General features: G+C 62.2%; 16 protein-coding genes. 9 read left to right on the top strand and 7 right to left on the bottom strand.

The features are described 5' to 3' along the window. The first annotated feature begins 174 nt into the window (after positions 1-174). From nrdF to LKK40_RS09920, 3 genes are all read left to right on the top strand, one after another. Positions 175-1,161 carry a class 1b ribonucleoside-diphosphate reductase subunit beta gene (nrdF, locus tag LKK40_RS09930; RefSeq protein WP_273296797.1) on the top strand — a complete coding sequence of 329 codons (987 nt, stop codon included), beginning with the start codon at positions 175-177 and terminating at the stop codon, positions 1,159-1,161. A gap of 375 nt (positions 1,162-1,536) precedes the next feature. Continuing rightward, positions 1,537-2,871: a tyrosine-type recombinase/integrase gene (locus LKK40_RS09925; RefSeq protein WP_273296412.1), complete on the top strand. Its 1,335-nt coding sequence runs from the start codon at positions 1,537-1,539 to the stop codon at positions 2,869-2,871. A 63-nt stretch (positions 2,872-2,934) separates the two neighbouring features. Continuing rightward, on the top strand, positions 2,935-3,138 hold the full coding sequence (locus LKK40_RS09920) for a helix-turn-helix domain-containing protein (protein ID WP_273296411.1): 204 nt from the start codon (positions 2,935-2,937) through the stop codon (positions 3,136-3,138). A gap of 637 nt (positions 3,139-3,775) precedes the next feature. Here LKK40_RS09920 and LKK40_RS09915 read toward each other — a convergent pair. Beyond that, positions 3,776-4,672 carry a helix-turn-helix transcriptional regulator gene (locus tag LKK40_RS09915; protein WP_273296410.1) on the bottom strand — a complete coding sequence of 299 codons (897 nt, stop codon included), beginning with the start codon at positions 4,670-4,672 and terminating at the stop codon, positions 3,776-3,778. Between the two features lie 331 nt (positions 4,673-5,003). Here LKK40_RS09915 and LKK40_RS09910 point away from each other — a divergent pair, with 331 nt between their 5' ends. Continuing rightward, positions 5,004-5,705: a TetR/AcrR family transcriptional regulator gene (locus LKK40_RS09910; protein ID WP_273296409.1), complete on the top strand. Its 702-nt coding sequence runs from the start codon at positions 5,004-5,006 to the stop codon at positions 5,703-5,705. Positions 5,706-5,744: 39 nt separating this feature from the next. On the opposite strand, the gene LKK40_RS09905 is transcribed toward LKK40_RS09910, so the two are convergent. Continuing rightward, on the bottom strand, positions 5,745-7,418 hold the full coding sequence (locus LKK40_RS09905; RefSeq protein WP_304310424.1) for an ABC transporter ATP-binding protein: 1,674 nt from the start codon (positions 7,416-7,418) through the stop codon (positions 5,745-5,747). 53 nt (positions 7,419-7,471) lie between these two features. After that, positions 7,472-9,253, bottom strand: coding sequence for an ABC transporter ATP-binding protein (locus LKK40_RS09900; RefSeq protein ID WP_273296405.1), 1,782 nt, complete (start codon positions 9,251-9,253; stop codon positions 7,472-7,474). Positions 9,254-9,497: 244 nt separating this feature from the next. Here LKK40_RS09900 and LKK40_RS09895 point away from each other — a divergent pair, with 244 nt between their 5' ends. The 4 genes from LKK40_RS09895 (at position 9,498) to mobF (ending at position 16,265) form a co-directional block, all read left to right on the top strand. Next, positions 9,498-10,571 (top strand): FecCD family ABC transporter permease, encoded by a 1,074-nt coding sequence (locus LKK40_RS09895; protein WP_304310423.1) that lies wholly within the window; start codon positions 9,498-9,500, stop codon positions 10,569-10,571. Positions 10,572-10,577: 6 nt separating this feature from the next. After that, on the top strand, positions 10,578-11,387 hold the full coding sequence (locus LKK40_RS09890) for an ABC transporter ATP-binding protein (protein WP_273296398.1): 810 nt from the start codon (positions 10,578-10,580) through the stop codon (positions 11,385-11,387). Then, positions 11,384-12,382, top strand: a complete 999-nt coding sequence (locus LKK40_RS09885; protein WP_273296395.1) for an ABC transporter substrate-binding protein — start codon at positions 11,384-11,386, stop codon at positions 12,380-12,382. Before LKK40_RS09890 ends, LKK40_RS09885 begins: the two co-directional genes overlap by 4 nt. Positions 12,383-12,821: 439 nt before the next feature. Beyond that, the gene (gene mobF, locus LKK40_RS09880) at positions 12,822-16,265 is read left to right on the top strand and encodes a MobF family relaxase (protein WP_273296393.1); all 3,444 of its coding nucleotides are present in this window, start codon (positions 12,822-12,824) and stop codon (positions 16,263-16,265) included. 84 nt (positions 16,266-16,349) lie between these two features. Here mobF and LKK40_RS09875 read toward each other — a convergent pair whose 3' ends face one another. The 4 genes from LKK40_RS09875 to LKK40_RS09860 form a co-directional block, all read right to left on the bottom strand. Then, positions 16,350-17,174, bottom strand: coding sequence for a nucleotidyl transferase AbiEii/AbiGii toxin family protein (locus LKK40_RS09875; RefSeq protein WP_273296391.1), 825 nt, complete (start codon positions 17,172-17,174; stop codon positions 16,350-16,352). Beyond that, positions 17,171-17,713, bottom strand: a complete 543-nt coding sequence (locus tag LKK40_RS09870) for a hypothetical protein (RefSeq protein ID WP_273296390.1) — start codon at positions 17,711-17,713, stop codon at positions 17,171-17,173. The genes LKK40_RS09875 and LKK40_RS09870 overlap by 4 nt, the downstream gene beginning before the upstream one ends. A gap of 392 nt (positions 17,714-18,105) precedes the next feature. Further along, positions 18,106-19,605: a sugar porter family MFS transporter gene (locus LKK40_RS09865; protein WP_304310422.1), complete on the bottom strand. Its 1,500-nt coding sequence runs from the start codon at positions 19,603-19,605 to the stop codon at positions 18,106-18,108. A 475-nt stretch (positions 19,606-20,080) separates the two neighbouring features. Next, on the bottom strand, positions 20,081-21,064 hold the full coding sequence (locus LKK40_RS09860) for a trypsin-like serine peptidase (protein ID WP_273296385.1): 984 nt from the start codon (positions 21,062-21,064) through the stop codon (positions 20,081-20,083). A 627-nt stretch (positions 21,065-21,691) separates the two neighbouring features. Here LKK40_RS09860 and LKK40_RS09855 point away from each other — a divergent pair. Next, positions 21,692-21,932, top strand: a 241-nt coding sequence (locus LKK40_RS09855; protein ID WP_304310421.1) for a hypothetical protein, incomplete at its 3' end; no start/stop codon positions are given.

The raw sequence follows: 21,932 nt of genomic DNA, 5'->3' as shown, positions 1-21,932 counted from the left end.
TCGGACAACATGCCTCCCTTTCCCACCACTCACGCTAAAGACGCTCATCTCAGCATGCATCAGAGCGCAGAGGCCCTTGTTGAGCGTATAAAAACATAAAACATATGAGAGGAGTCAGTGATGACTGACAATACGAAGGACGAGACGCTTGAGGCTACGTCTACTGTGGATCCGATGGAGCGGTTCCCGCGGCTGACGTACCATCCGGTGACGCGCGTTCAGGCGATCAACTGGAACAAGATTATCGATCCCAAGGATAAAGAGGTCTGGGATCGGCTGACGGGCAACTTCTGGCTGCCCGAGAAGGTGCCGCTGAGCAACGATATCCCTTCGTGGGGCACGCTGAGCGACGACGAGCAGACGCTCACCATGCGCGTGTTCACCGGGCTGACGCTGCTTGACACCATTCAGGGCGTGGCGGGCGCGCCGCGGCTGATTCAGGACGCCATCACCCCGCATGAGAAGGCCGTGTTCTGCAACATCACCTTCATGGAGGAGGTGCACGCCAAGTCGTATTCCTCGATTTTCGAGACGCTGTGTTCCTCGAAGCAGGTGGATGAGGCCTTCGACTGGTCCGAGCTGAACCCGAATCTGCAGAAGAAGGCGCAGATCGTGCTCGACTACTACAACGGCGACGACCCGCTCAAGGTGAAGATCGTCTCGGTGCTGCTCGAATCCTTCCTGTTCTATTCGGGCTTCTTCCTGCCCTTCTGGCTCTCCGCGCACGCGAAGCTCACCAACACGGCGGACATCATCCGCCTGATCCTGCGCGACGAGGCCGTGCACGGCTACTACATCGGCTACAAATACCAGATCGGGCTTGAAAACCTCAGCCAGGAGCGCCGCGACGAGCTGCAGGACTACACGTACGAGCTGCTGCAGGATCTCTACGATAACGAGGTCGAGTACACCGAAGACCTGTACAAGGGTGTCGGCCTGGTCGACAAGGTGCTGGCCTTCGTGCGCTACAACGGCAACAAGGCGCTCATGAACCTCGGCTACCCCGCGCTGTTCACCGCCGAGGACACGCAGGTCGACCCGGCCATCCTGACGTCCCTGAGCCCCAACGCCGACGAGAACCACGATTTCTTCTCCGGCTCCGGCTCGTCCTACGTCATGGGCACCGCCGTCGAAACCGACGACGATGATTGGGACTTCTAGGGAGTCCTAGTTCCCCGGGGTGGCCATAACCGGCCACGCGAGCTGTCGAGAGGCCCGGAACCGCATGTTTCTGCGGTTCCGGGCCTTTTGTATGCCCTCTGCTATTTGACAGAGGAGGACAGCGATGAGAACGAATACCCATTGGGAATGGCACGGGGGTGGCACGAGCACACCTGTCTGGTGCAGGCGGGATGGCTCGCAGACCGGAAAACGGCACCGGCGTGCCGTCGAGGGCGTGCCATACCGTGCCACAGCTAGGTGTTCAGAGAGCCCACGATCCGCGCGATTCCGCGGAAGTTCGAGGTTCGTGAACCCGAGTGGCACGAAGTGGCACGCCAGTCCGCTTGCGTCTCTTCGAGACCGCAGGAGGACACGATGAACACGACGAGGAAGCAGAACGGAGCATCCAGACGCGAGGGCTGGGGCAGCCTGCGCAAGCTGCCTTCGGGGCGTTGGCAGGCGCGGTATCCGGGGCCGGACGGCGTGATGCACACCGCCCGCACGGATGACGACAAGCCGCTGACGTTCCTGACGAAGACCGACGCGCGAACCTGGCTGGCCGGGGTGCAGACGAAGATCGCCCGCGACCTGTGGGAGCCGCCCGCGACGCTGGCCGCGCGGCTGCACGCCGAGGCGGAGGCGGACAAGGCGAGGTCTATCGGCTTCGCGGAGTATGCCGAGCGCTGGATCGAGATGATCCGCACCCAGCCGGGGCGCGGCGGCAAGCGGCGCGCCGCCGGGACGGTCGTGTCGTACAAGGGCAAGATCGCAGGCTACTTGGTCCCCGAGTTCGGCGACACGCCGGTGCGCGACATCGACGTGCCCCGCATCCGGCAGATGACCGAGCGGCTGGACGCGATCCCCTCGCCGCTGAATCCCCGGTCGAAGTTCAACAGCATCTCGCAGCCCGTGCTCATCGTGCTGATGATGATCCTGCGGCAGGCCGCGCGCGACGGCATCATCTCGGCCGCACCCGACATCTCGATCCCCAAGCAGGCCACGGTGAGGCACGACCCCGACCATGACCCCAACGAGGACATCGCCAGCCCCGCGCAGGTCGAAGCGCTCTACGCGACCACGCCCCAGCCGTACGCGATCATGGTGCTGCTCGCCGCATGGTGCCAGCTGCGGCGCGGCGAATGCCTGGGCTTGCAGCGCCGCGACATCGAATGGCATCCCGACGGGGCCGCGACCCTGCACGTGCGACGGCAATTGAACGCGCACACCGGCGACTACACGGACTTGAAGAGCGACGCGGGCAGGAGGTCGCTGAGCATCCCGCCGCTCATGCTCGACCGGCTTCGCGAGCACCTGCAAACCAACGTCGCCCCCGAAGCCAAAGCGCCGGTCATCCCCACCAACGCATGCGGCACGGTTCCCCTGTCGAACACGCGATGGGGCTACGTGTGGATCGAAAGCCGAGACGCGGTAGCGGGACTGCCGCACCGCTTCCGGTTCCACGACCTGCGGCACACCGGCTTGACGTTCTTCGCGCAGGAGGGAGCGACTCTGGCCGAGCTGATGCGCCGTGGCGGCCACTCCGATATGCGCGTCGTGCTGCGCTACCAGCACGCCACCATGACCCGTGACCGTGAGCTGGCCGACCGGATGAGCCAGCGCATCACCGCCATCACGTCATCCACGGCCACGGCCGTCGCACTCGGCGCAGGCGAGGGACATGACGCGACAGCCACGGACGGCGATGTGTAGGCGGTGCACACCTGTCCGACGAACCAAGCAGATCAGCAGCAAATCCAGCAGAAAGGCACGACCATGACAACCCGAATTCACCCACCCACAACTGACCGGCGACTGGTCTCGCTGGCTGCGGCCGCCGAGCGATACGGCATATCGGTCAAGACCCTGCGGCGGCGCATCTCCGACGGCACCATCCGCGGCTACCGCGTCGGCCGACTCATCCGCGTCGACCCCGACGAACTGACCCAACGCCTCCTCATCGAGATACCATCACGCTGAAACAACCGGACACCCCGCGCTTCCGATGAGATGTTCGGGCAGGTATGAACGGGGGTGCCAATTTGGCACTCCCGTCAGCCGCACAGGCGAGAGTCGTGCCGGAAACGACGGTGGTTCAAATTTTGCACCACCGTCACGCCTCGGCCTCAGTCACACGGTTCCGCCAATTTGGCGGCACCGACAAACCACTGCTGTAGGTTTCCACGGGGGTGCAAACTTTGCACCCCCGTCTGCTTTGCCGTGCAGCATTGCCGGGAACTGACGGTGGGGGAAAATTTCCCCCACCGTCGAGCAGTCGTATGAATCGAACGGTGGTTCCAAATTGGAACCACCGTGAAGGCACCCGTACGGTGCCGCAAATTTTGCACCACCGTGAGAGCCTTTCGACCGCCTGCCAAAATTTGGCACACCGTGGAACACCGACCAGCAGCAGACGCGAGGACACTGACGGTCCCGGAAATTGTCCGGCACCGTCCCTTCCCGGTATCTGCGGGTACGGCCAACGCTTCCATCACGGGTTCCTTCCACCGAGAATCTGGCTGTCAACAGACAGGTGCGCACCCGTTCCCCAGAAAACGCCGTTGTGGCGTGTCGGATGCGGGTATCGAGAAGATTCACGACTGCATCGGGCAGATTCTCACGCCACCGCGTTGTGGGTGCGCCGGTACACGCCGGGCGTCACGCCGATGTAGGCGCGGAACAGGCGGATCGGATAGCTCAAGCTATGCCAGCCGACCTGTCTGATGGCGTCCTCGACCAGCAGATCGGTCTCCCGCAGCAACCGGGCCATCTCCTCGATCCGCAGCATCGTCAGATATCTCATCGGCGTCTTGCCGTAGGCATCGCCGAACACGCGCGAGAACTGGGACTCGGACAAATGCACATGCTCGGCAAGTTCGCCGGTCGTCCAATGACGCGCGAGGTCACCCCGCAGCAGCTCAGCCGCCTGCATAGCCTCCGAGCGCAGCGGAACGAACCGGCGATGACGCGGCATCGTGGGCCGCAGTCGCTCCCGCTGCGAGCGCGACAGGCGCACTGGTGAGACTCTGACGAAAGGCGCGATGGCATCGGCGATAAGGAACCACAGCGCCTGAATGCGGTTGAACCGCGCCGCATAGTCGCCTGTGCTGGTCAGCTGCACCAGCTGATCGAGCCACGGCGCTATCTGGTCCAGCTTCTCCACGCCGAAGTGGAGGAGCTGGATGGGTTCGACATAGAGCTTGCCCATCAGCTCACGCGCATCGAGCCGGTCAGACAACAGACCGACGTGCGTCCAGAACACCTGATCGATCAAGTAATCGGTGTCGATGCTGATGAATGTGACCGTGCAGTGGCCCTCCGGCTCGGCGGAGTGCAACCTGTTCGCGCATATCAGCACCGCGTCCCCGACGGCGACCGGTCGCTGACCGAGCTGAGAAGACAGAATCGCCGTGCCGTCACGTATCACGGCCAGCGTCACGCAATCGAACGCCTCCGGGCCTATGGGTTGTGTAAAGGATTGTGTGCGTGCGGCAATCGGGTGGAAGTCGTTCATGGCGTGCCTCAATCAACGCTTGGGATTGTTCTGTTCCAGTTGGCTGTCTGTGGCCGATGGATATGCCGAGTTGGGGGAATATCGGGACGAGTCTGAGAAAGATAGACCTGTCATGGGGGTTGCCTCACGGCAGAGGCCCTGTGCTCGGTTGGATTGCCTTTGCTAAACATGCTCAGAACGTTCTCGCTCGCGCGATGGAACGGTATGCATCGGATCATGCGCTATCACCAACATCGCTGCACTAGTCGATTGGTCTCATGAAGCAGGCGGGTCATCTTCTCGATCCTGAGCATCGTCGGATACGTCATGGGTGTTGCCCGATAATGGAGGCATGGCAAACCCAGATGAAGATGAACCTTCTACTTCGGCCCCAAGGCGTCGACGGCGTAGCGACGCGATCGCGAATCGAGCCCGGCTGCTGGTGGCGGCGCGGGAGGTATTCATCGAGAAAGGTCTGACGGCCACTCTGGACGAGATCGCACGTCATGCTGGGGTCGGGGTGGGGACCATGTATCGTAATTTCCCTTCGAAACCGGATTTGATCAACGCGGTGTATCAGGATCGTGCCCAGCAGCTCGACGCGATTGTGGACGAAGCACTGGCTCAGAAGGATTCCTGGGACGGCCTGGCTCTTTACATCGAACGGATGAACGCTTTCCTTGACGCGGATCGTGGCCTGCGCACGATGGTGATGACGACACGGGCAGGGGCCGAGTCGTGGGCGGAGGGCCGCGTGCGGCGCTCTCCAAGGGTGCAGCAGCTGATCGTGCGGGCGCAGGCGGATGGTTACCTCCGTCAGGATGTCACGCTCTCCGACCTCTTCCTCATCGATGTGATGATCGACGCCGTGCGCGACTACACCGTGAATGTGGACGCCGACCAGTGGCGTCGGTGTCTCGCCGTGGTGTTGGAGGGCCTGCGGTTGCGGCCGGGGCAGCCTTTGCTCCCCGGTGTCCCTATGTCTCGTTCCGATATCGCTGCGGCGATGGAGGACGTGGGTCAGCGCCGCGCCGTTGGACGCCCGCCGCGTTAGTCCGTCGATACGAAGTCACCCGGTATCGAGAAGATGGTTTCAGTCCGGTTCATTGAGGTGCCATTCGGCGGCAGACTCGCGAGTGTTCCAGAATTGGGCGTATCGCCCGCCGGCAGCTAGCAGCGAGTCATGCGTGCCGTCTTCAATGATGTGTCCGTGGTCAAGGAAGAGGATGCGGTCGGCATGGCGAATCGTGTCGAGCTTGTGGGCGATGACAAGCACCGTCTTGTGACGGCTGAGTGCTTCGATGGCCGCTTGGACAGCAGCCTCGTTTTCGGGATCAAGCGCGGAGGTGGCTTCGTCGAGGAGGATGATTGGCGCGTTCTTAAGCAGTGCACGGGCAATGGAAACGCGCTGGCGTTCACCACCCGAGAGCAGTAGTCCGCCCTCGCCGACGGGAGTATTCCAGCCCTGCGGAGCACGGGCGATGATGCTGTCCAATCTGGCAGCCGTCGCGGCCGCTCGCAGTTCTTCATCGGTGGCGTCGGGTCTGCCGAGCCGTACGTTCTCGGCAATCGTCCCGTCAAACAGGTAGACGTCTTGGAAGACAATAGCCAAGCGCGACATCAAGTCTGTCGTGGCAATGTCACGTACATCGGTGCCGCCGATACGCACGCTCCCGGTGTCGGTGTCCCAGAAGCGAGCGACGAGGCGGGTGAGCGTCGTCTTGCCGCTGCCCGAGGGCCCCACGAGCGCCGTCGTTGTGCCCTCGGGCAGCCGCGCAGTGATGTCTTCGAGAACGAGGCGGTCGTCATAGCCGAAGCCGACATGGTCGAACGCGATGTCGTTGCCCGCAGGAACAACGGGGGTAGCGGGTTCAGGCAGCGATGCAGCATCGAGGACTGCGGCGATACGGTTCAGTGACCCTTCATTGCGCTGAACGGTCGATGCCAGCCCAGCCGCTTCATTCAGCGGTTCTACGAAACGCTCGATGAGCACGAGGAGCGGCAGCATGGACACGGCGCTCGTCCATCCGCCAAGCACAAGTGCTGCTGCAGCAGCAAGGATGAGCGTGAATGCAAGTTGGAGCGCGAGCGCAAACCCGACCCGGCCGGGCGTCGATGTGCGCAGCACCTCTGCGGAGACGTTGCGTCGGCTGGCGAGCGCCTCGTCAACGAGTCGGGCGTTTGTGCCCTTCGTTCCGTAGGCGCGCAGCACTGGCTGCAGCGACGCATACTCGATGATCTTGCCAGCCGCGTCGGCCTGAACCGCTGCCTGAATAGTGTCTGCTTTCGCCGACAGACGGCTCGCCCATCGAAATACGAGCAGCAAGAAGGGGATCGCGATCGCCGTGATGAGCGCCAGCCGCCAATCGAAGACTGCGAGCGTCACGACGATCGTTGCCGGGGTGAGCAGACCAGAGATCAGTGGGCGGATAAGGTGGGCGGCAATGCCCATGATGTCCACGACACCTTGGCCGAGCAGGGTGCTGAGCTGGCCGATACGATCTGCGGTATACCATCCCAGCGGCAGGTTGCTGAGATGGTCGCCGATGCGAGTGTGTAGCGCGAGGGACAGCGTCGAACTCGACCGCAATGCCGAGCGCAGGCTCAGCCAGTACACGATCGCGTAGAGTGCCGATGCCATGATGAAGGCCCATAGCCACGGCCACACGGCGCTCGGATTGCTGCCGAGCAGCATAAACAGCACGGGGACCGTCAGAGCAAACAGCGCTCCTTGGGCAATGGCGTTCACGCACTGCCATACGATCATGCGTTGGAGCGTCCTGCGTGGTCGGGGTTCAAGAATACGGAGCAGTTGACGGATCATCGTGTTTCCTTTCTCCCGCTCGACTCCGATGTTTCGCTATGACCGGGTGCGCAGTCGGCCCCTCCTTGTGCCATCCACAGCCGCCTATAGAGCCCATCATCGGCAATTAGCTGCTCATGGGTACCCCGCTCGACGATGTGGCCACCATCGAGGACGACGATTTCGTCGGCGGTAGCGATGCTGCGCAGCCGGTGAGCGATGACAAGCACGGTCTTGCCGCGCGTCAGGGCGCTCAGTGCGCGCTGGATTTCGTGTTCTGATTCGGGATCTGCGAAGCTTGCCGCCTCGTCGAGCACGATGATCGGGCGGTCGGCGAGGATGGCTCTGGCAATGGCGACCCGCTGCGCCTCGCCGCCGGAGAGCAGCGCATCTTCGCCCGCGACCGAGTCGTAGCCGCGGGGCAGCTGCAGGATCCGCTCGTGAATCTGCGCTTGCGTTGCCGCCGCGACGACCTGTTCATCGTCTGCGTCCGGACGAGCCAGGCGAATGTTTTCACGGATGGTGTCATGCAGCAGCCGAACCTCCTGAAACACGAATCCGACATTCGCATACAGGTCGTCGCTGGGAATCGCCGTGACATCGGCCCCGCCGATGCGAATCGTTCCGGTGGCCGGGTCGTAGAATCGCGGGATTAGCCGGGCAAGCGTCGTCTTGCCTGCGCCTGATGGGCCGACGAGCGCAGTTACCGTGCCTGGTCGAAGCTTGAGGTTGATGTCGTTCAGCACCGGATGGTCAACGTCGTATGCAAAGCCCAGTTTGTCAAGCTCAACCATGCCGTCGTTCGGTGCCTGTGCCGGCTGAGCAATGTGAACCACCGGGGTGGATAGCAGAGATTGAATACGCGCTTGGGCGAGCCTGCCGGCGCGCAGATCCTGTTCGGCATAGCTCATCGCGAGCACCGGAGCTGACAGACCTGCACCGAGCACCGCGAATGCGAGCACGTCAACGCCCGACATCGTGCCAGTCGTCACGAAGATGCTGCCAAAGATGAGAATCACGAGAAGCATTACTCCGGGTGACAACGTCAGTTCGGACAGCGTCCGAGATGCCACGAGCGGGTCAATGAATCGTTTCCAACCGGTGGCGAATCGCTCTGCGGCGTCGGCGAAGCGCCGATACGACCGCTGGGACTGGCCGAACGTCTTCACGACGGCGACGCCGTTGACGAACTCGACGGCTGTCTCGTTGATCTTCTGCATCGCCGGAAACATCTTCCCGAATCCGCGCATAAATCGTGCACCCGCCTGGCGAAACAAGACGATGCCGACGGCAAGCGGAACGAGCGTGATAAGAGCAAGCCGCCAATCAATGAGGAAGAGATACGCGAGCGAGACGACAGGAGCCACGATCGCGGCAGTCAGTTCCAACGCGGAATGCGCCACGAGATGGTGCAGCGCGTCGACATCGTCGCCCACCGCCTGCTTCACGACACCGGACGAGTGCGCGTTAAACCACCCGAGCGGGAGACGCCCCAACCGTTCAATGAGCGCCCGCCGGATGCCTAGCTGAAGGTCATTCTCCGCGTAATGGCTGATCGTGCTGGCGATGATCGCCAGCAGCAGCCGAACGACGACAGCGATAGCGGCGATAACCACGACGAGCCACGCCCGATCGGCATCAGGCGATGGACTCAACAAAATCCGTCCAAGCTCCACGACGGCGATCGGCGGAATGGCTCCGGCCGCGGCGGCGAATGCCTCGACAGCGATCGCGCCGATGAGACGCCCGCGGATTGGACGAATAAGCGAGGGTGACGTGCCCCCAGGCGCGTCACTCATCTCAAGCGCCCCGCTGTTCCTCGTATGTCAATGCTCGTCATGCAAGACCTCCATGAGACAGCACCGTGTTCGACACCGCACGGCCACGACTATTAAATTTAGTGGAGATTATGTCTCCGGAAAGCTATACTATCACCTTTGTTGAGAACAGTTCTCGAAACGGTGTGTCCGAGACACCGTCGTTGACTCTCGTCAACGCGTCTTGAACGGATTCTTGCCGAATAGCAGAGAAGAGTGAGTCACAATGCACGAGATGCAGCCGCCGGAAGCCGATGCCGTGTTCGGTGTCAGCCGCCGCCGTACGGCCATCTGGATTGCCGTACTCATCCTTCTGCTGATCGCCAGCCTCCTCGCCGTGGGTATTGGCTCCGTGACAATCCCACCCGCCACCGTGGCACGGATCCTCACGCACCAGCTGTTCGGATTCCCGCGCACACCATCTTGGAGCAACGCCCAAGAGCTCATCGTGACCCAGGTACGCTTTCCCCGGGTGTTACTGGGTATGGTGGTCGGTGCCGGGCTCGCAATCTCAGGCATGGCATTGCAGGCGATGACCCGAAACATTCTCGCTGAGCCATATCTGCTCGGCGTCGTCGGCGGCGCGTCCACAGGCGCGGCCCTCACCATCCTGTTCGGCGTCGGCGTTGGCATCGGAGGCAGCCAACTGACCGGCAGCGCATTCGCCGGAGCACTCCTGGCCATGGCACTGGTACTCGGGCTCGGACGGAGCGGCGGCCAGGTTACGTCAACCCGTTTGCTCCTGGCAGGCGTCGCAGTCGGTTATGTCCTCAACGCCGCGACGAGCTTCATGATCTTCGCCGCGCACAGCGCACAGGGGGCTCAGGACGTTCTGTTCTGGCTGCTCGGTTCGTTGGGCCTCGCCGATTGGAACGCCGTGAGCATCAGTGGGATCATCGTGGCCGTCGCGTTCCTCGTCTTACTGGGATGGTCCCGACGACTCGATGCGCTGTCCATCGGCGACGAAACCGCCAGATCACTCGGCCTGTCACCATCGCGGGTGCGAGTCGAACTGCTCGTCGTTGTCGCATTGTGCGTCGCCGCGGTCGTGGCAGTCTCGGGCGGCATCGCATTCGTCGGCCTCATCGTGCCGCACGTCGCCCGGCTCTGCACCGGCAGCGTCCACCGCGTATCACTTATCAGCGCGGCACTCATCGGTGCCATTTTTCTCGTCTGGGCAGACGCCCTGGCCCGCGCAGTTCTCGCTCCGGCGGATGTGCCCATTGGCATCATCACCGCCGTCGTTGGCGCTCCGATGCTGTTCATTCTGATTCGGCGCTACCGCGCCTATGGGGCGTGAGACGCGATGATTGAAGCCAGCAACGTGTCTTTCTCCTTCGGTGACCATCAGGTGCTCACCGAGGTTAGCTTACGGGCCCATACCGGCGAGGTTGTAGGCATCATCGGCCCCAATGGCTCCGGTAAGTCGACGCTGCTGCGCACTCTGTACGGGGCGTTGAAGCCCAGCTCCGGTTCGATCCAAATTGATGGCGTCCCGCTCGCGTCCATTCCGCTCGCAGCCCGCGCTCGTCGCATCGGCGTCGTCGCGCAGGAATCACCATCCGAGATTCCATTGACGGTCGCGGAAATGGTGCTGCTAGGCCGCTCGCCGCACCGCAAATCCTTCGAACGATACACCGCAGACGACCGCGCACTCGCCATCGAGGCGATGAGACGCGTCGAGGTCGAAGGCATTGCCCGAGCCAACTATGCACAGATCTCCGGAGGCGAGAAACGACGCGTCCTAATCGCCCGTGCCCTTGCGCAGAACACCGATCACCTGCTGCTCGATGAGCCGACCAATCATCTGGACATCCGCCACCAGCACGGCGTGCTCCTGTGCGTCCGCAGCCTGGGCATCACGACGGTGGTCGTACTGCACGACCTGAATCTCGCCGCGCGATATTGCGACCGCATCGTACTGGTCTGTGATGGAAAGGTCGTCGCGGACGGCACACCGAATGAAGTGCTGACACCGGAACTCATCGAACCGATATACGGAATCCGCGTACGTCGTATTGATGAACCCGATTGCGTGCAATTGGTTTTTCGGCCGGAGTCCCCGATTCCTGCATTTCGCAGTACAACACAACCGAAAGGAAACAACCCACAATGAAATATCTCAAATCCATGCTGGCTCTCGCGGCGTGCATGGCGCTCTCCGCGTCGCTGGCCGCCTGCTCGTCGAACACCACATCGAATTCATCTACGTCGAACTCATCTTCGGCCAGTGCCAGCGAATTCCCATACACGTTCAAGCAGTGCGGCAACAGCTACACCTTCGCCCACGCCCCGAAGATCGTCGTCGACACGCCGCAAGCGGCTGCTCTCGTCGCTGCAGCCGGCGGCAACGAGACCGGTCGCGTTGTTGGCTACACACAAGGCGGAGACGAACCCCTTGGCACCGCAGCCTCGACCATGAAGAACGTTCCTCAGCTGTCGAAAACCGCCCCGCCATCAAAGGAGGCCATCGCCTCGCTCAGCCCCGACCTGTTCGTCACGCACTACCTCGACCCTCAGCTGGCAAGCCAGCTTAAAAGCCTCGGCATCCAGGCCCTCGTCGTCAACAACGGTTGCCAGACATACCCGCAGATGCACGGGAATCGCACCGGGTATGACGCCAACTACAGCGATATCACAATCCTTGGCCGTCTCCTTGGCACCAGCGACTATGCTGCAAAGTCCATCTCCGCGATGAAGGCGTCAATCGCCGGCACCGAAGCGAAGGCAAAAACTCTTCCGAAGCAGAAGGTCGGAATGCTTACCGCTTACTCTGGCAGCTTCTACGGCTACGGCTCTGCCAGCCTCGAACACACCATGCTGGCATCGCTCAATCAGACCAACTCCTTCGCTGACATGACTGGCAGCTTCGTGCCACTCAGCACGGAAAAGCTCATCTCGGCCAACCCATATGCGTTGATCGTCGCCTATGAGCCGGGCTACGGCACGACCGAAGCGCAAGCCAAGCAAGCGCTGCTGAGTCTTCCGGGAGCTGATAAGCTCGATGCCGTCAAAAACAATCGAGTCATCGCAATCGACGACATCTACCTGACTGCCCTGCCTGCCGATGGGCTGAAGACGCTCTACACGCAGCTCAGCGCACTTAAGTAACCACTCACCCCTGATTCCCTGTCCCGTTTGGAACAGCGCCGACGTGCGTCGTTCCCCAAACGGGGCAGGGAACCAGCTTCTCATTCGGGGTCTGTAGTACTGACGACTTGCTTTTATAATCGGTGATATTCCCAACTCTAATCACAGCGATCTTCGCTGTGAGTCTCCTTCGCCCTATGAAAACATAAGTCCTTCTGCGCCCCGATAGCGAGTCTCATTCAACATCACTTCCTCCACTCGCCTTAGGCGCGGCATCAGACACCTTGTCCCGGCGCTCAACCAACCACACTCAATTGATCCGCCCGCACCCGTACTACACTCCCTTGTTATCGATGCCCTATTCGCCGTCTGCTTCTTCGCTTCAGAATGAATGCACGTATTTTACGGCGGGGCCGTAGTGCGCACCTCTCCTGCAAGGACGACCTTGCGGGAGGCAGTGATGAAGGGCGGCGTGCTTCTGTTCCACGGCAGCGGTGCTGCCGCGCGCGCCTATGTCGAGGCCGGCCGTTCCCACGCTGATGAGTACTACCTCGGCCCAGACCGCGCGGTGGCCGAGTACGCGGTGATCGACGCGAACGGCGAGGTCGCCGCCACCCGCTCCCTGACCGCCGAGGAGTACGAGGCGTGGGTGGATTGGGTCAACCCGGAGACCGGGGAGTCGATGGGCACCCCGCGCAAGGCGGGCAAGGTTCGTCGTGGGTCGCCGTTGTTCGCTGAGATGGTCATCAACGCCCCCAAGAGCCTGTCGGTCGCCGCCGCACTCCACCCCGAAGTCTCCGATGCCCTCGATGTAGCCCAGCGGGATGCGGCGCGGGAGATTCAGCACTTTCTTGGTCAGCACTCGGTCACCCTCGCCGGGCCGCGCGGCGCGCAGGAGGTCCTGCCCGTCGAGCACATGCAGACCGTCTCGATCACGCATAAGACGAGTCGTGCGGGTGATCCGCACCGGCATATCCATTTCCAGATCGGCACGAGGGTGTGGGCGGGCGGGAAGTGGCGGGCTCTGACCACGGCGGCGTTGTTCCAGCAGCAGGGCGCGATCCGTGCCTTGGGCACTGCGGTGATCGCCGCGCACCCCCAGCTCGCGCAGACCCTCGCAGACCACGGGCTGACGCTCGATTCCGTGAGCGGCGAAGTGACCGAGTTGGAGCCGTTCAACACAGTCATGTCGAAGCGGTCGGCGCAGATTAGGCGCAACCTGGAACGTATGGAGGCCGAATGGCAGGAGAAGCATCCGGACGAGAGCATGGGGCCGGTGCTGACGGCGCGGATGCAGGATGCGGCGTGGGCGTTCCAGCGGCCCGGCAAGAAGCCCGCCGACCTCAAAGACGAGCAGTGGTGGCAGCAGGAACTCCGCGACGCAGGCTACGACCCAGATAAGTTGCAGCACCGCGAGATGGTTGCACCGGTGTCGCTGGATGACCTCAGCGTGCAGCAGGTTGCGAGTCGCGCGCTGGATCGCTGCGCGGCGGCTGCATCGACCTGGAATCGTCACACTATCCAAGAGCACGTCACAAGGATTACCACCGAGGCGGGCGTGCAAGCGATCCCGGCGGAGTTGCGCGAGTTCATCGACCTCGCCACCGGCCTCGGCGTCTCGGATTGTTTCTCGGTGCTGCCGCCGGGCATGGCGCAACCCGAACACGTCGCCCACCTCACCAGTCTGGGCGTCCTCGCCGCCGAGACTGCGCTGCGCGACCAGCTCACCGCCGCCGTACCGGGGCGCGAGCCAAAGCACCCGAATATCGCTGAGGCCGCACGCAAGGCCCGGCTGGATACAGGGCAGACCGTGGCCGCTTCTGCGGTGGCCTCGACAGACCCGCTGGTGATTGTCGAGGGTGCGGCGGGCAGCGGCAAGACCACCATGCTCGGCGTCGCCATCCAAGTCGCAGCCGAGCACGGCAGAGCGTCGCGGGTGGTTGCGCCGACCCTGCGGGCGGCGCAGGTCGCCCACGACGAACTCGGCGTGCCCGCCACCAGCGTCGCGGCGCTCGTGTATGCGCATGGGTGGCGGTGGAACAAGGACGGCGTATGGACACGCCTCAGCCCCGGCGACCTCGATCCTGCGACGGGGAACGTCTACAGCGGCCCGCCGCGCGACGCGGTGCTTGCGGAGGGTGATCGGGTGATCGTGGACGAGGCCGGGATGCTCGACCAAGACACCGCCCACGCCCTCCTGACCGTCACCCAAGAAGCAGGAGCGACGATCGCGTTGGTTGGCGACCGCGCACAGTTGCCCGCCGTGGGTCGTGGCGGGGTGCTCGACATGGCTGCGCAGATTCGTGGCCGTACCTACGACATGACCGAACTCCATAGATTCACCGACCCCGAATACGCCGCACTCACCCTTGCCATGCGTGACCGGGAGCACCCCGGCGATGTGTTCGACCAGCTCTCCGCAATGGGCCTCGTGACCCTGCACGCCGACGAAGATGCGGCCCGCGAACACATCGCCACCCAGACCCGCGACGGGGAGGCGATCACGTTTGCCACGAACGACGAGGCAGCCGAGGTGAACGAGCGCATCCGCGCCGGTCGGGTCGAGCGCGGCCAAGTGGACGACACCATGACCGTGACCGGCAGCGACGGGCTGAGCATCGGCGCTGGCGACCTGATCCAAACCCGGAAGAACAGCAGCGACCTCGGCGTGGCGAACCGGCAGCAATGGATCGTGCGACACGTCACCGACGAGGGCACCGTCCACGCCCGCGAAGTCGGCGGCGCAGGAAAGCACCGGCGCACCGTCGCCCTGCCTGCCGAGTATGTGAGCGAATGGACGCACCTGTCCTATGCCGCCACCGCCTACGGCGTCCAAGGAGCAACCGTCGATGCCTCGCACACAATACTCAGCGAGGCGGCGAGCGCGGCAGGCGTCTACGTCGGCATGACCCGAGGCCGCCAGCAGAACCGCCTCCACGTCGTCGCGGAGAACCTGGCCGATGCCAAAGCCCAGTTCGTTGAGGCGATGGAACGCGACCCGGCAGACCGGGGCCTCGACCACGCCACCCAGCAGGCCGTCCAAGCCGTGCAAGGCCTCATCAAGGATGGCCCCGTGCAGCTCGCCACCGACGAACTCGTCCGCCTCACCGTCGAAGCCGAACGCGCAGAACAGGCGGCGAAACGCTGGGAGCAGACCGCAGCAAGGTTCGACGCCCAACGTGCCGCGCACCGGGATGAAGACGGGCAGAGCGCCGCTGTCCTGGCCAAAGCCGAGAACGATGCCGAGTACATCCGCGCCGGAATCATCGGACCCCTCACTGCACAGACCGGAGCGGACAGCGTGGCCTATCTCGATGCTGTCAAGAGCGAAGCCGCTGCGCGCGCCCAGCTCGACCGTGCCGGACTGTTCGGCAAGCGCAAGGCCCGCACCAAACATCGGCAAGCGAGCGAGCGCGCGCAGGTCGTTCGGGAGCGGGTGCGTCAGAAGTGGGGCGAGCCGCCACGCGATGCCAGCACTCTGTCTCAGTGGACAGCGCAGCAGGTCGACCGGCACGCCGAGGCCGACCCGCGTCTCATCGACGCCACCCAGCAAGTGACCGCCGCCAGAACCGACGGGGAGAAGCTACGGCAACGCCACGAGCGGGAGCGCCTCGCGCTGCTGGTCGGCGAATACGGAGCCGAGCAGGCCCGCCGCATCCGGCTCGGCATGCACGCCCCTAATCCAAAACGAGAAGCCCGGAAGGCCCAACGCCGGGCCGCCGCCGTGCGCAGTCGGATCGAGGAACTGCGCGCCCTGCCCATCCACGAGGCCGCAGCCCGCATCCAAGCACAGCGCAAAGCCGAGGCACAGACCCAAATGCGACAAACACAGCAGACGCGGGAACCCTACCGGCCAAACGCTCGCCGACATGAGCCACCCGAGAGGCCGGGCCACAGTCTTTGACGCGACAAACCCGTAGCGTTCAGAGGCGTCCCATCAATGCGAGCTCCTGGTTGCTTCGACCTCTCGGAACCTGACTCGCGTGAGTCATGCCGCCGCGATGCGTCGGATGAGTTCATTGGTCCACGCGACTGCTTCTTCGACGGTCGGCAGGACGTCGATGTCTTCTGCCGCCTCAGCGTAGAGGGTGTCCCATTGGTCGCCGACGCGGATGGTTGGCCGCCAAGATTGCTGGCGGCGATAGTCGAACAGCCGTATGCAGGTTTGGGCGACTTGGGTGAGGTTAAGATCTTCGCCCTTGTCGAGCAGCTGGAGGTCAACCAGATCCTTGGCGCGTTCGCTGCCCGGACTCGATGCGGCGTGAAGTTTCTGCGCGATCTGATGATCGGCGCGCATCACCGGGACGGGCTTCGGCTCTTCCAGCCCCACTTCGGTGAACAGCCCGGCGAGACTGTTGGAGAGCCGGTACTCGGGCTGCTCGGCGTCGCCAAGCTCGTTATGCCCCAGCTCGAACTTCACCGTGCACCACGGCCTGCCCCGGTAATCCAGCTTCACATCGAACGGCTGCATCACGTACGCGGTCGGCACCGCTGCCGGCCTGGGCGCTGGCCGCTCAACGAGGCGACCTGTGAACCCCGCCCATCCCGCCGCCAGCGCGTCTTCGAAATCGCTGCGGAACCCGGACAGCGATTGAACCCGCGCGGCATCCAAGTCCTGAGTGAACCGCGTTCCCCGCCCATACCGCAGGGCCATGGCGCTGCCGCCCTTGACGGCACCCTCTGGAAGCATCTGACCGACAACAACCAGCGCCATCGACACGCGACGGCGCAACGCCAAGCCTTCCGATCCTTCGAGGTTGCGGATGCGCTGTTCCAAAGATCGCACGCTCACCGGTGCGCTGTCGTAGCTCATGGCCGTAGTCCTTTCCTGACCTGCCGCCACTCTGTCGTGGTCAGCAAACCGTCCTGTCGCGTCTGCCGCGCCGCGTCCAGTAATCGTTCGGTCTCGATGCGCCCGCGGCATTCGAGGATCGCCTCGGCCATCGGCTGCGACGCCAAGCCTTCATAGAAGGTGGTGCGTGCGTCGGCGGGAACCTGCGTCAGCTCGATGAAGTCCGGGAGCTTGGCGCGCACCCGGCGGGGAACCGCGACCCTGATCCGCCGCGGGTTCACGTCGGCAAGACCGAACAGGGCCAGCACCGATTCCCCGTGCAGGTACGCGCCGTCTCCGACCCGCAGCAAGGCCTCGGCGAACTGGTCGAAGCGCGTCGGCGGGATGTCCGGCACACGATACAGGCCATAGGTGACGTTCGTCAGACCCCCGCGAGCCGCAAGCTTGGGCATCTCGATCGCAGGAACCCCAGCATCCGTCGCGTCCTTGGTCGTGACATAGCCGTAGTTGTCGTAGGCGATCTCGCGTACGACATCCCGGTACCTCACCTTGACAGTCATGGCGCAACTATACCGCAAACGGTAGAGTTGTGCCATTGCTCTAGACCGTCCAGTTCTGTGTCGATTCGGAGGCGAACCACTCGCTGCTCACGGCCATCCAGTACAATAGTGAACGTGCATCCGGCCCGTCACAGCGGGCCGAACCAGATCCCCAGCACGAGTGGCACGCAGAGGGCACGGAGTTGCCGCTGCACCGCAAAAACCGCATGATTCCGCGCTTCTTGACGACAATTGGGACTTCTAGAACACTATTGGGCGTTCTAGGAAGTCCTAGTTCCCCGGGGTGGCCATAACCGGCCACGCGAGCTGTCGAGAGGCCCGGAACCGCATGTTTCTGCGGTTCCGGGCCTTTTGCTGTTATATAGGAACGGCCTTATTGGAGAGTAACGGCGTCACGAAGCCTGCGCAACATCGGACGCTGCTGGCCTGTCCTCGCCGAGGGCATCGTCCATGTCCTCCAGCGTGCGGCCTTTGGTCTCGGTGAGGAACTTCGCCACGAAGAGCAGTGAGATGAGCGCGAAACCGGTGTAGATGCCGTAGGCGAGACCGAGGGAGATATCCTTGAGGCCGGGGAAGGTGACGGTCACGATCCAGTTCGCTACCCACTGCCCGGCGGCCGCCAGGGACAGCGCGGCGCCGCGGATCCGGTTCGGGAACATCTCGCCGAGTAGCACCCAGATCACCGGGCCCCAGGACATGCCGAAGGCGATCACGAAGACGTTGGCGGAGACCAGGGCGATCGGGCCTGAGGCTCCGTTGAGAACCGGGGCGAGTTGGCCGGTGGCGTCGGGAACCATAGCGGCCGTGCCGAAGCAGACCGCCAGTACGGCCAGGGAGATCGTCATGCCGACCGAGCCGATCATCAGCAGGAGTTTGCGCCCGATCCGATCGACCAGCAGGATCGCCACGATGGTCGTCGCGATGTTGACAATCGAGGTGATGACCGAGATGGTGAACGCCGACGAGGTGTTGAAGCCGACCGCCATCCACAGGGTGTTCGAATAGTAGAAGATGACATTGATGCCGACGAACTGCTGCAGCATCGAGGCGATGAGGCCTATCCACACGATCGGGTAGATCTTGCCGGTGCGCGAGTTCTTCAGATCCCGCCAGGAGGGCTTGGTCTCGCCGGCGAGGCTGCCCTGAATGCGGTTGATGGTGATCTCGAGGTTCTTCTCGCCAAGCAGCAGGGTGAGCACCTTGCGGGCCTCCGGAATGCGGTGGGCGGCCACCAGATAACGCGGCGATTCGGGAATCGTGAAGGCCAGAGCGCCGTAGATGATTGCCGGGACGGCAAGCACCAGGAACATCCAGCGCCAGGCCTCCAGCCCGAACCAGAGCATGCCGTCGGGCTGACCAGTCGAGGTGGCATGGACCAGCAGGGCGTCGACCAGCAGGGAAAGGAAGATTCCGGTGACGATGGCGAGCTGCTGCAGGGAACCGAGCCGACCGCGAATCTGCGGCGGCGAAACCTCGGCGATATAGGCAGGGGCGATAACCGATGCGAAACCGACGCCGGCTCCGCCGATAATACGGAAGACGATGAATATCACGAGTCCGGCGGTGGTCTCGGAGGCCAGCACACAACCGATGGCACTGAGGATGAAGAGCAGGGCTGCGATCTTCATCACCATCAGTCGGCCAACTCGGTCAGCGACGCGCCCGGCGGTCATCGCGCCGATCGCAGCGCCGATGAGCGCCGCAGCGACGGCAAAGCCGAGAGCTCCCGCGCCGATGTGCCAGACTTCACCAATGGCCGAGACCGCGCCGTTGATGACGGCGGAGTCGTAGCCGAAGAGCAGACCGCCGAGAGCGGCGACCGAGGCGATTCGGATGACTCCTCTGGAATCGCCTCCGGAGAGGTCGGGTGTGACTGCTGTGTGTTGACTCATGAGAGATGCGTCCTCCTTTGGACTTGGGCCGGCACTGGCTCGACACCGTCGCCGGATGCACCACTACGTTGTTGGTCCACCGTTCGCCTGCGTCAAAATGTACCGTTTCCTGAGAATAGCCTAAGGGTGATACATCCTGCTCAGGCGGTCAGCTGCTGGACCCGTGGAGGCGCCACGGCGGGACCCGCACTACTGCAATCCCCGTTGGCGTAGTGCGATCGAAACGCACACTGTGCATGGTAGCTTTCTAGCATAGGAACGTTGAAATCCCAACGATTATCCTTCATGACGATATAACACGAAATGTGCGTTTTCTGCGCACTATGCAAAGTCGGACTGCCATAGTGCGCATCGATCTGATGATGTGACTGAATGCGAAGCGCGCACAGTCAGATATGCGTAAGGCCCCCGAACCTGAGCGGTTCGGGGGCCTTACGGCATTAACAGGGGATGGAATCAGAAACCATCGTAAGAATCATCCAATATCTTTGAAGATCTTCGCAACAGCGTCATCGAAAGGCGTTGACAGCACATTCGGGGTGCCGGAACCCGTTCTGCGAGAGGTCACACCGAACACCTGCCCTCGATTGGCGTCAGTACGGGAAATCAGCCACGGGCCTCCGCTGGCGCCGCTTCCCATGCCGCACTCCATGCGCATGTCGCTGCTCCACTGAAAACGCTTATACGTTTTGCCTTCGCAGTAGTGCGGAATCCGGCCGGTATACGGCGGATCGGTCGGCCAGCCCCAAGTGCGAACATTGTTCTGCCGCTGTCCAAAGTTATACGAGAGGCCATTGCCGCCCACCGTATTCACCAATGATCGGCCATTGCGATTGTGGACAGTAAAGAAGGCCTGGTCTCTGCTGTTATCTGAATTGTTAATCCATTCCTTGAATGTTATCGCATTGTTCCAGTTCCACAGGCCGTATCTGGACACTCCATTGTAATACGCCGGGGCAAAGGCTATGTTGGTATGCCATCCCTGATGCGCGCCGTCATGCACGCAATGCGCTGCGGTCGAGACCACGCTTTTGTTCGGGCTATTGATCGCAGAGCCCGAGCACACATAGTTCGAACCTCGATATGTGTAAAACACTTTTCCTACGTTCGTTGGGACGTTCGCGCCCGAGCTGGACTGTTGATCCGATTCAAGTGGCGCGGATGGCTGCGTTACGTCTTTTCCTTGCATGATTTCGCCCGAAGAACCGTTGTTATTATCGTTGCCATTATTGCCATTGTTACGATCAACGGAGCTTTTTTGCTCGTCTTCAGTAATCGCGTCATCAGCCGGGATGGCATTGCGCATTTTCTCTTCGGTCCAATAGCCCGCAGGGTCGATTCCCTGCTGCCCGGAACGGATGTTTGGCAACGGCGGCGCCTGCGCAGTCACGGCCATATCGTCAGTTGATTGATTGGGCAACGGCTGCGAATGGGCGAACGGCGAAATCAGCGCCAGCACAATGGCAGTGACGAAGAAACTGACTCCGGCACCGAGTATTCTGCGTTTTGAGCATAGCGTACGCATTAAAAACTCCCTTGTTTTTGTTGTGTAGTGAGTAGATTTTGTTATGTAATGGATATATTTTTGTTGTGTAATAGATATTTTTCTGTTGTGTAATTGATAATTTTTGTTATGTAGCGGATGATTTCCGCTACGAAATTATGCTACGGTACGACAAATCAAGATACAAGGATCGATTGCGCACGCTTCGCTCTACGAAGCTTCGAAGATCGACTCGGCTCCCCCGGTGCGCAGAAGATCGGAAGCGCGTCATTCAGCGAGTCAGCGATCATGCTCTTCCCTTTTTCAACTGCTCAATAACCCCTTTGAACATCGTTGTGCATTCTTCGTGAAGAATCGAGACAGTCGGTTGGCTTTATACAGAGAATGACGCGGCAGCTATGGCGCATTGGGTTATCCGCAGCCGGGTTATCCGCGCTGTGCTATCCACGACACGCCGACGATGTGGATAAGTCCGAGCGTTCGACCACATACCCTTGTTCCGCTTGCACGGCCGCGAACCCGGCCGATAGCGTAGGTAGCAGCAATCACCTATGCTTGAAAGCATACGAAAGGAACCCGGCCATGAACATGCTCATCAACAGCCTCCCCACCCTCGCGGCAATCCTCGCTGTCGGCGCGGCCTTGGCCAGGATCGTCCTGACCGGCAACCGAAGACTCGGCACCCGCATCGACGGCGTCGAAGACAGTCTCAATAAGCGTATCGACAGCGTCGAAACTAACCTCGGCAAACGCATCGATGAAAACAGCAGTGACATTCGAGCCCTAGACGCTAAACTCAGCAGCGAGATTCAGGCCACGAATG

The organism is Bifidobacterium tibiigranuli, assembly GCF_022655035.1.
GTDB lineage: Bacteria > Actinomycetota > Actinomycetes > Actinomycetales > Bifidobacteriaceae > Bifidobacterium > Bifidobacterium tibiigranuli_A.
Note: the sequence above shows the minus strand (reverse complement) of the source record. Positions and strands in the feature narration are given on the sequence as shown.

Excerpts from the sequence above, each read along its gene's own strand:
- LKK40_RS09885 (WP_273296395.1), top strand. The coding sequence starts at position 11,384 with ATGAAATATCTCAAATCCATGCTGGCTCTCGCGGCGTGCATGGCGCTC.
- LKK40_RS09870 (WP_273296390.1), bottom strand. The coding sequence starts at position 17,713 with ATGACTGTCAAGGTGAGGTACCGGGATGTCGTACGCGAGATCGCCTAC.
- mobF (WP_273296393.1), top strand. The coding sequence starts at position 12,822 with ATGAAGGGCGGCGTGCTTCTGTTCCACGGCAGCGGTGCTGCCGCGCGC.
- LKK40_RS09865 (WP_304310422.1), bottom strand. The coding sequence starts at position 19,605 with ATGAGTCAACACACAGCAGTCACACCCGACCTCTCCGGAGGCGATTCC.
- LKK40_RS09900 (WP_273296405.1), bottom strand. The coding sequence starts at position 9,253 with ATGAGTGACGCGCCTGGGGGCACGTCACCCTCGCTTATTCGTCCAATC.
- LKK40_RS09925 (WP_273296412.1), top strand. The coding sequence starts at position 1,537 with ATGAACACGACGAGGAAGCAGAACGGAGCATCCAGACGCGAGGGCTGG.
- LKK40_RS09910 (WP_273296409.1), top strand. The coding sequence starts at position 5,004 with ATGGCAAACCCAGATGAAGATGAACCTTCTACTTCGGCCCCAAGGCGT.
- LKK40_RS09895 (WP_304310423.1), top strand. The coding sequence starts at position 9,498 with ATGCACGAGATGCAGCCGCCGGAAGCCGATGCCGTGTTCGGTGTCAGC.
- LKK40_RS09920 (WP_273296411.1), top strand. The coding sequence starts at position 2,935 with ATGACAACCCGAATTCACCCACCCACAACTGACCGGCGACTGGTCTCG.
- LKK40_RS09915 (WP_273296410.1), bottom strand. The coding sequence starts at position 4,672 with ATGAACGACTTCCACCCGATTGCCGCACGCACACAATCCTTTACACAA.
- nrdF (WP_273296797.1), top strand. The coding sequence starts at position 175 with ATGGAGCGGTTCCCGCGGCTGACGTACCATCCGGTGACGCGCGTTCAG.
- LKK40_RS09890 (WP_273296398.1), top strand. The coding sequence starts at position 10,578 with ATGATTGAAGCCAGCAACGTGTCTTTCTCCTTCGGTGACCATCAGGTG.
- LKK40_RS09905 (WP_304310424.1), bottom strand. The coding sequence starts at position 7,418 with ATGATCGTATGGCAGTGCGTGAACGCCATTGCCCAAGGAGCGCTGTTT.
- LKK40_RS09875 (WP_273296391.1), bottom strand. The coding sequence starts at position 17,174 with ATGAGCTACGACAGCGCACCGGTGAGCGTGCGATCTTTGGAACAGCGC.